The organism is Streptomyces sp. ISL-94 (genome assembly GCF_018614075.1).
Taxonomy (GTDB): Bacteria; Actinomycetota; Actinomycetes; order Streptomycetales; family Streptomycetaceae; genus Streptomyces.
This window is the reverse complement of record NZ_JAGGOZ010000050.1, coordinates 1-8,010: the sequence shown is the minus strand read 5'-3', so window position 1 is coordinate 8,010 and position 8,010 is coordinate 1. Positions and strand designations below refer to the sequence as shown.

The window sequence follows — 8,010 nt, the reverse complement described above, 5'->3', positions numbered from 1 at the left end:
CCTCCGCCTTGCGATGCACCGCACCGGACGCCGCGCCCCGGCACACCCTTCCGGCCACAGCACCAGCCGGGCCCGGCTTCAGCCCGTCCCGCCGCCCCCGGCCCGGACCAGGCCCGTCTCGTACGCCAGGACCACCACCTGCACGCGGTCGCGCAGGTTCAGCTTCGTCAGGATGCGGCCGACGTGCGTCTTCACCGTCGCCTCGGAGAGGACCAGCCGGGCCGCGATCTCCCCGTTCGACAGCCCCTGGGCCACCAGCAGCATGACCTCGCGCTCGCGGTCCGTCAGCCGCTCGATCTCCTTGTTCTGCGGCTCCTGCGTGGTCGTCGGCAGCATCGGGGCGAACCGGTCCAGCAGCCGCCGCGTGGTCGAGGGCGCCACGACCGCGTCGCCGCTGTGCACCGACCGGATCGCCGCGAGCAGCTCGGCCGGCGGGACGTCCTTCAGCATGAACCCGCTCGCGCCCGCCTTCAGCCCGGAGAAGGCGTACTCGTCCAGGTCGAAGGTGGTCAGGATGATGACCTTCGGGTGCTCCTCCGGCTCACAGATCCGCCGCGTGGCCTCGACGCCGTCCAGCTTCGGCATGCGCACGTCCATCAGCACCACGTCCACCTTGGTGGCCCGCAGCACCTCCAGCGCCTCCAGGCCGTCGCCGGCCTCGGCGACGACCTCCATGTCCGGCTGGGCGGCGAGCACCATCCGGAAGCCGGTGCGCAGCAGCATCTGATCGTCGACCAGCATGACTCGGATGGACATCCGTTACCTCGTCCTCTTCAACTCTTCTTCAAGGGAAGCAATGCGCTGATCCGGAAGCCGCCGCCCGGCCGGGGCCCGGTGTCCAGGGTTCCGCCGACCATGCCGATCCGCTCGCGCATGCCGATCAGCCCGTGCCCGGCGCCGTCGGCGCCGCCGTCCTCGTACAGTTCGTGCGCCGCGCCCCGCCCGTCGTCCTCGACGAGCAGGCCGAGGCCGTCGTCGAAGTAGACCAGCCGCACGCTCGCCTTCGCGTCCGGGCCGCCGTGCTTGCGCGTGTTCGTCAGTGCCTCCTGCACGATGCGGTACGCCGTCAGCTCCACGCCGCTGGGCAGGCGCCGCGGGGCGCCCTCGACCTCGAAGTCCACCGCGAGCCCTGCCGCCCGTACCTGCTCGACCAGGACCTCGATCTGTTCGACGTCCGGCTGCGGTACGTAGTCCTCGGACTCCTGGGGCTCGCCGGTGCGCAGTACGCCCAGCAGCCGGCGCATCTCGGCGAGGGCCTGGCGGCCGGTGCCGGAGATGGTCTGGAGGGCCTCCTTGGCCTGCTCGGGGGCCGCGTCCATGACGTACGCCGCGCCGTCCGCCTGGACCACCATCACCGAGACGTTGTGCGCGACGACGTCGTGCAGCTCGCGGGCGATCCGGGCGCGCTCGGCGGCCACGGCCACCTTGGCCTGGGCCTCGCGCTGGTTCTCCAGCCGCTGGTTCCGCTCGATGAGCTGGGCGTAGTAGGCCCGGCGGGTGCGCAGGGAGTCGCCCAGCACCCAGGCGAGGACGAAGGGGATGATCATGAAGAGGGTGAAGAGGATGTTGTCGAGGGTGTTGGTGCCCTTGTCCACGCCGAAGCGCAGGAAGTAGAGCGGCGCGGCGGCCAGTCCCCAGCCCAGCGCGGTGCGCGAGACCCAGCGGGGGACATCGCTCGCGGCGACCGTGAAGAGGATCAAGAACATGGCGGCGTCGTAGACCCCGGCGGTGATCCCCGTGCCCAGCTGGAAGACGGCTGCTCCGAGGCTGAGCCAGAACATCGCCTGCGTCCACTTGCGGCGCAGGGCCACCGCCGTGCTCAGCGCGAGCACCACGGGGACGGCGGCGAGCTTCAGCGCGGTGTCGAGCGCGCTCTCGGCCACGACGTCCAGCATCGAGACCCCGAAGAGGAGGACAGCCCAGAAGCTGTCGACGCCCGTCGGGTGTCTGCGGAGGAAGTCGTAGAGGCGCTGCACGTAACCCAGAGTAGGGAACGGAGATAGGTGCTGGAGTCAACCAGAGGTGCGAACCTCGCACGGGGGGCGTACTCCCCAAGGTGGAGCCGAGCATAGCCTTGGGGTGATGAGTGCTCAGGGTGAATGCGTGACTCCGGTGCGGTGGATCGGGGCGATGGAAGCCGCGCTGTACGGCCCCGGCGGCTTCTACGTGCGGCCGGGCGGCCCCGGGCCGGCCGGGCATTTCCGGACCTCGGTGCACGCCTCCGGGCTGTACGCGGAGGCCGTGGCCCGGCTCCTGCGGTGGGTGGACGCGGAGCTCGGGCACCCGGAGGGGCTGGACCTGGTCGATGTCGGGGCCGGGCGGGGGGAGCTGCTGACCGGGGTGCTCGGGGCGCTGCCGGCGGAGGTGGCCGCGCGGGTGCGTCCGTACGCCGTGGAGCGGGCGGAGCGGCCGGAGGGGCTCGATCCGCGGATCCGCTGGGTCGCCGCCCCACCCGAACGGACGACGGGGCTCCTCTTCGCCAACGAGTGGCTGGACAACGTGCCGCTGGACGTCGCCGAGGACGGGCGCTACGTGCTGGTCGCGCCGGACGGTACGGAGACGCTCGGCGGCGCGGTGGACGGGCCGGACCGGGCGTGGCTGGAGCGGTGGTGGCCGGGCGGCGGCCGCGCCGAGATCGGCCGGGCGCGCGACGAGGCCTGGGCGGCGGCCGTGGCGAGCCTGGAGCGGGGGCTGGCGGTGGCGGTGGACTACGCCCACACCCGGGAGGCGCGGCCTCCGTACGGCACCCTGACGGGCTTTCGCGGGGGCCGGGAGGTGCCGCCGGTCCCGGACGGCAGCTGCGATGTCACCGCGCACGTGGCACTGGACTCCTGCGCGGGGCCGGGCTCGGTACTGCTGACGCAGCGCGAGGCGCTGACCGGATTCGGCGTCTCGGGCGCCCGCCCCCCGCTGGCGCTGGCCTCGACGGACCCGGCGGCCTACGTCCGCGCCCTCGCCTCGGCGGGCGAAGCGGCCGAACTGACCGCGCGGGAGGGGCTCGGCGCCTTCGGGTGGCTGGTCCAGCCGGTCGGCCTTCCGGCCGCCTGGCCGGGCGGCGGGCCGGTATGACGCCCCGTAGAGCGGCGGAAGGGCCCGTGCGGACCCGGCGAAACGCGGAAGGGCCGGAACTCCGATCGGGATTCCGGCCCCTCTCACCGCTCGCTGCTTCCTACTGCTCAACCTCGTCGTGGCCCTCGTGCAGGCCGCCGCCGCTCCCGCCGCCGGGGGTCGGCTGCGAGACGACCGGCTTCGACAGCGGGGCCAGGTCGTGGGCGTAGTGGCCGACCGCGTCCGCGATGACGTCGACGTTGATGTCGAGCGCCTTCTGGTCGATGTTGGTGATGTCGTCACCCTTGGCGTGGTAGTTCACGTCGTAGGCGACACCCGCCTGGCCGCCGAACGTCGCGGCTTCCTGTGGCGTCTTGATGCCCTCGGCGCCCGTGAACGTACCCCCGGAGGGGATGCCGACCCCGATGAACGGGCCGTAGTCCGAGCGGCCGGAGAAGTCCGTGCCCGCGTGCGGGATCATCTTGGAGTCGAGGAAGTCGGTGATCCCCTTCTCCAGCTGGGCGGAGCCCTCCGGGCCGGGGCCCGCGCCGACGCCGTCCGAGTCGTCGCCGTCGTAGACGAAGTACGCGGAGTTCGGCGAGGCGATCATGTCGAAGTTCAGGTAGAGCTTGATCTGCTTCTTCTGCGCGTCGCTCAGGCCCGCCACGTACGCCTCGGAGCCGAGCAGGCCGTACTCCTCCGCCGACCACCAGGCGAACTTCACCTTGTTCTTGATCTTCGTCTGGCTGCTCGCGAGCCGCTGTGCGACCTGGAGGATGCCCGCCGAGCCGGAGCCGTTGTCGTTGATGCCCGGGCCCGCCGCCACCGAGTCGAGGTGCGCGCCGAGGAAGACGGTGTTGTTCTCGTCGCCGCCGCGGGTCTCCGCGATGACGTTGTACGTCTTGCGGTTCTCGCGCAGCTGGCGGATGTCCAGGGTGACCTCGACCGGACCGGCCGCGGCGTCGGCGGCGAGCTTCTCGCCGTCCTCCTGGGTGATGCCGCCGGTCGGGACCTTGCCCGCGTTCGCGTCGCCCAGGGTGCCGTTGAGGGCGCCCGCCGTGTTGTTGTAGATGATCGCGCCGACCGCTCCGGCAGCCGCCGCGTTGGCCTGCTTGACGGCGAAGGTGCAACCGCCTCGCTTGACCAGGGCGATCTTGCCGGTGAAGGTGCCGGAGGCGAAGTCACCCGGCTCGCAGCCGTTCGTCCCGTCCGCGTCGACCGGGGCGACGGCGACCTGGGCGGTCACTCCTTCCGCCGGGGTGCTCGCGGTGTAGGTCATCAGGTGGATCGGGACGTCGCGCCCGGCCGGGCCGTTCACCGTGAGCTTCTCGGAGACCGTCTCGACGTACACGAAGTCGAACTCGTTCTTCGTCACCTTGTAGCCGGCGGCCCGCATCACGGCTTCGACGTACTGGGCGGACTGCACGTGGCCCTTGGATCCCGCCACGCGCGTGCCCTTGTTGTAGTCCGCGATGGACTGGAAGACCTTCAGGTGGTTGTACGCACCCTTGCCGGTCGCGTCCTTGACCAGCTTCCTGGCCAGCGCGTCACCTCGGGCGGCGTCGCTCTGCGGGCTGGTGGCACCGGCCGGCCCGGCGAGCAGCAGCGGGGAGACGAGGGCCGCTGCCGCCAGGGCGGCGGTTGCGGCGGCTATACGGCGTGAGGGCATGCAGAGTCCTTCCACGGCAATGGAGCAGGGAGGAGCGGTGGACGCACGGTAAGCAGCAAGGAGGCACTCTGGCCAGAGTTTTAACTGATTCCGGTGTGTGAATTCCGCATATCGGCGACTACGTGTCGCACGTGCCGCTCAGCGGAGGATGCCCTCGATGAAGTCCGAGCCGATGCGGGCGACGGCCGTCAGGTCCAACTGGTGCTGCACATAACGGCCTTCGCGCCGCGTATGCATCAGGCCGGCCTTTTTCAGAACGGCCAGATGGCGTGACACCTCCGGCGCGGTGATCCCGTACACGGCAGCCAGTTCGCTCGTCGTGTACGGGGCGCGGGCCAGGCTCCGGCACAGCATCATCCGCATGGGGTGGGCCAGCGCCTCCATCCGCCGCTGGAGCAGCTCCACCGAGCCGGGCGCGGAGGCCAGTTCGGGGGTGCCGAGCGGGTAGTGGACCACCGGCCGCCAGCCGGGGGCGTGCAGTACGAGCAGGTGGGGCCAGCCGAAGTTGGTCGGTACGAAGACCAGGCCGGTGCCTATGCGGGGGTCGGTGGCGGTCGTCGAACCGTTGACCATCTTGTCGGCGGTGATGGTGGTGAGGCCCTCGTCGACGCTGAGCGCGGACGAGACCTCCTTCAGGGCGGCCGGCAGCCCCTTGCGGCGGAGCACCTCGGTCTTGTGCCGGGCGTCAGCGCTCTGCCCGGGCTCGATGCGCTTCCAGGTCTCGGCGAAGAAGGCCTCGTCGCAGTCCTCCAGGAGGCGGCGCATCCACACCCGGACGGCGGCGGGGTCGTCCAGCAGCCGGGCGGAGAAGTCCAGCTGGCGGGGGCCGCGTGCCGCGGCCGTCTCCAGGGCCTTGGCCCGGGCCGCCGGGTCCGTGAGCGGCGAGGGCCCGCCGCCCTCGTTGTAGAGCGCCAGCCAGCAGTGCTCCAGGGCGGCCATCACGAACTGCTCGTCGTCCATCCGGTCGAGTACGTCGAGCTCCTCGGCCAGGGTGCCGGCGGGGCGGCCGCTGCCTCCGGGGGAGGCGGCGAAGGCCATGAAGATGTCGGAGAAGGAGCTCCGCCACATGAAGTCGGCCTCCAGCAGCCGGTCCGCGAGACATGGATCGAGGGCGGCGGCGGTGGCGGAGGTCCAGGAGGTGAGGCGGGGGTGGTGGGCGGGCTGGGAGAGCGCGTGCAGGGCCATGCAGAGCTCTGCGAGCGGCGAGGGCGCGAAGGAGATCCGCTCGGCGGGGAGCCCGGCGATGTCGATGGTGACGCTCATCGCCCCATTCTGGCCCGTGGGCTCGCCGCCGGGCCGCAGGGGTACGCGCGCCCGGCGCGGACGGCCGAGCGCCCGCCTGCGGCGCCGCGGCCGGGGCAACCCGGACCCTCCCCCCGCTGAGGGCACCGTAGTCGTGTCTGCCCGGTGCCCTCAGGCGGCTGCGGCGCCGTTGCCGGGCGCTGCCCGGGAGCCCTCCCTTGGCTGCGGGCGCTGCGGCCGGGGTCTGCCCGGGAGCCCTCCCCTGCTGCCGGCGCCGCGGCCGGGGTCTGGCCGGGAGCCCTCCCCGGCGGGCTCCGCAGCCGGGGTCTGCCCCGAAACGCTCCCCCGGCTGCGGGCGCCGGCGCCCGGGGTCTGGTCCGGAGCCTTCCCCGGAGGTCGTCCGCGGGCCTCGATTGACGGCGGGCGTCAATCGACGGGCGGGGCGGCTCCGGCGGGTTCAGGGTGGAGCCATGACCGCCATCGAGCAGTACCTCATCGACACCTACCGGGCGTCCCAGCACGGCGACCCCATGCCCCCTCCGCCAGGGCGGGACGACCGTGCCGTCCTGCGCGCGGCCCGGTCCTACGAGCAGTTCCGGGCCGTTCTGGACGGCCGCCCGGCCCGGCACCCCTGGTGGGCCGCCCTGAGCCGGCTGTGGGTCACCGCCCGAAGGTGATCTCGTAGGCGACCTCCGCCCGCCGGTCGGCCACCACGATGTCGGCGGTCTCCACCGGCCGCCCGTCCGCCGCGTAGTGCGTCCGCTCGATCTCGGTGATCAGGTCCCCGACGTTGATGCCGAGCAGATTGGCCTGCGGCTGGTCCGCGCGCCCCGGCCGCGGGATCTCCGTCGCCGACACGACCGTCACCCCGATCGACCGCATCCGCTCCACCACCCCCGCCCCCTTGAGCGGGCCGCCCTCCGGCAGGATGACCGGCGTGCCGTCCGTGACCGCCATCGGCTCCCAGGACTCGCAGATCTCCACCGGGCGCCCCTCCGACAGGAACTCGTACGTCGTCACCACGCACGGATCACCCACCCCGATGGCCAGCCGCGCCGCGATGTGCTCCGGCGCGGGGGTGCGGGCCCTGGAATGCGCCTCCCAGGTGCCGCTGCCGTTGTTCCGTCCGCCGGGGCCGCTGAGGCGGCGCAGCCGGGAGCGGGGGATCCGCACCCGCTGCCGCGGCACGCGCACGTAGGTGCCCGATCCCGCGCGGCCCTCCAGCCAGCCCTCGATGATCAGGAGCTCCATCGCGCGCTGCGCGATGCTCTGCCCGACCGCGTACTCGGCGGCGAAGCGCGCTCTCGACGGCAGCCGGGCTCCGACCGGCCACTCCGCCGCCCGGATCCGGGCCCGAAGTGCGTCCGCTACCTTCAAGTACGCTGAATCACTAGGCATTTGGGTCGTCCTGTACCAGTCGTCGAGACTGACAAGTTAAGCAGGTCGAGTTGAACCTTCCGATCGCGTCAACCCGTCAGTCGAAGTGGGTGAAGGTGATGGACCGCGTTGGGCTCGCCGCCGCGCTGTTCGCCGAGGGCGAGGTCGAGCGGGCTGCTGCTGCGGCGCACCAGGCAATCGACGCGGCCGCCCGCATCGACTCCACCCTCGTAGCTTCCCGGCTCAACACCCTGCTGGACGCCGCCCGCCCGTACGAGACGGCTGCGGTCGAGGACGTACGCACGAAGGCGCGGGAACTCGCCGCTGTCCGCCCGACCACGATCGCTGCCTGAGACCATCGAGCGCATGGGCAAGCACCGCCGACCCGGCCCCCCGAACCAGCCCTTGCGCGCTGTCCCTCGCGTGGACCCCGACGACCCGCTCGCCACGTACAACAAGCGCCGCCGCCCGCCGATGGACGTCTGGCGCAAGCACAGGCCGCTGCACGGCGGCGGCAGCCACGTACAGCCCGACGAGGCCCGTGCCCTCCTCACGTGGAACGGCTTCGCCTACGAGATGGCGGGAACGGCCCCGGACCTGGCTGCCGCGCAGAAGTGAGTGGCTGAAGTCCCGGGCTCCGAGGCTCATAAAGTTCCTTAGACCGACCGGCAAAT

Annotated in this window: 9 protein-coding genes; 4 read left to right on the top strand and 5 right to left on the bottom strand. The window is 72.2% G+C overall.

All coding sequences use genetic code 11. The features are described from left to right. Positions 1–78 precede the first annotated feature (78 nt). Together J7E94_RS17620 and J7E94_RS17615 are read right to left on the bottom strand one after the other, a co-directional pair. Positions 79–756, bottom strand: coding sequence for a response regulator transcription factor (locus J7E94_RS17620; RefSeq protein ID WP_215016414.1), 678 nt, complete (start codon positions 754–756; stop codon positions 79–81). A gap of 17 nt (positions 757–773) precedes the next feature. Then, complete coding sequence (locus J7E94_RS17615; RefSeq protein ID WP_215016412.1) at positions 774–1,976, bottom strand: sensor histidine kinase; 1,203 nt, start codon at positions 1,974–1,976, stop codon at positions 774–776. Positions 1,977–2,082: 106 nt separating this feature from the next. Between J7E94_RS17615 and J7E94_RS17610 the strand changes: the two genes are divergently transcribed. Beyond that, positions 2,083–3,069: an SAM-dependent methyltransferase gene (locus J7E94_RS17610; RefSeq protein WP_215016411.1), complete on the top strand. Its 987-nt coding sequence runs from the start codon at positions 2,083–2,085 to the stop codon at positions 3,067–3,069. Positions 3,070–3,169: 100 nt separating this feature from the next. Here the strand turns inward: J7E94_RS17610 and J7E94_RS17605 are convergent, their stop codons facing one another. Together J7E94_RS17605 and J7E94_RS17600 are read right to left on the bottom strand one after the other, a co-directional pair. Continuing rightward, the gene (locus tag J7E94_RS17605; RefSeq protein ID WP_215016410.1) at positions 3,170–4,717 is read right to left on the bottom strand and encodes a M28 family metallopeptidase; all 1,548 of its coding nucleotides are present in this window, start codon (positions 4,715–4,717) and stop codon (positions 3,170–3,172) included. A 138-nt stretch (positions 4,718–4,855) separates the two neighbouring features. Beyond that, complete coding sequence (locus J7E94_RS17600) at positions 4,856–5,980, bottom strand: DUF5937 family protein (RefSeq protein ID WP_215016409.1); 1,125 nt, start codon at positions 5,978–5,980, stop codon at positions 4,856–4,858. Positions 5,981–6,429: 449 nt separating this feature from the next. Here J7E94_RS17600 and J7E94_RS17595 point away from each other — a divergent pair, with 449 nt between their 5' ends. Then, complete coding sequence (locus tag J7E94_RS17595) at positions 6,430–6,636, top strand: hypothetical protein (RefSeq protein WP_215016408.1); 207 nt, start codon at positions 6,430–6,432, stop codon at positions 6,634–6,636. Here J7E94_RS17595 and J7E94_RS17590 read toward each other — a convergent pair. Then, entirely contained in the window at positions 6,620–7,357 is a 738-nt protein-coding gene (locus J7E94_RS17590) for a GntR family transcriptional regulator (RefSeq protein WP_215016407.1), read from the bottom strand. The two genes, J7E94_RS17595 and J7E94_RS17590, sit on opposite strands and share 17 nt — an antisense overlap. A gap of 98 nt (positions 7,358–7,455) precedes the next feature. Here J7E94_RS17590 and J7E94_RS17585 point away from each other — a divergent pair, with 98 nt between their 5' ends. Continuing rightward, positions 7,456–7,689 (top strand): hypothetical protein, encoded by a 234-nt coding sequence (locus tag J7E94_RS17585; protein WP_251056816.1) that lies wholly within the window; start codon positions 7,456–7,458, stop codon positions 7,687–7,689. Between the two features lie 13 nt (positions 7,690–7,702). Further along, positions 7,703–7,954, top strand: coding sequence for a DUF6087 family protein (locus J7E94_RS17580; RefSeq protein WP_215016406.1), 252 nt, complete (start codon positions 7,703–7,705; stop codon positions 7,952–7,954). The last annotated feature ends 56 nt before the right edge of the window (positions 7,955–8,010 follow it).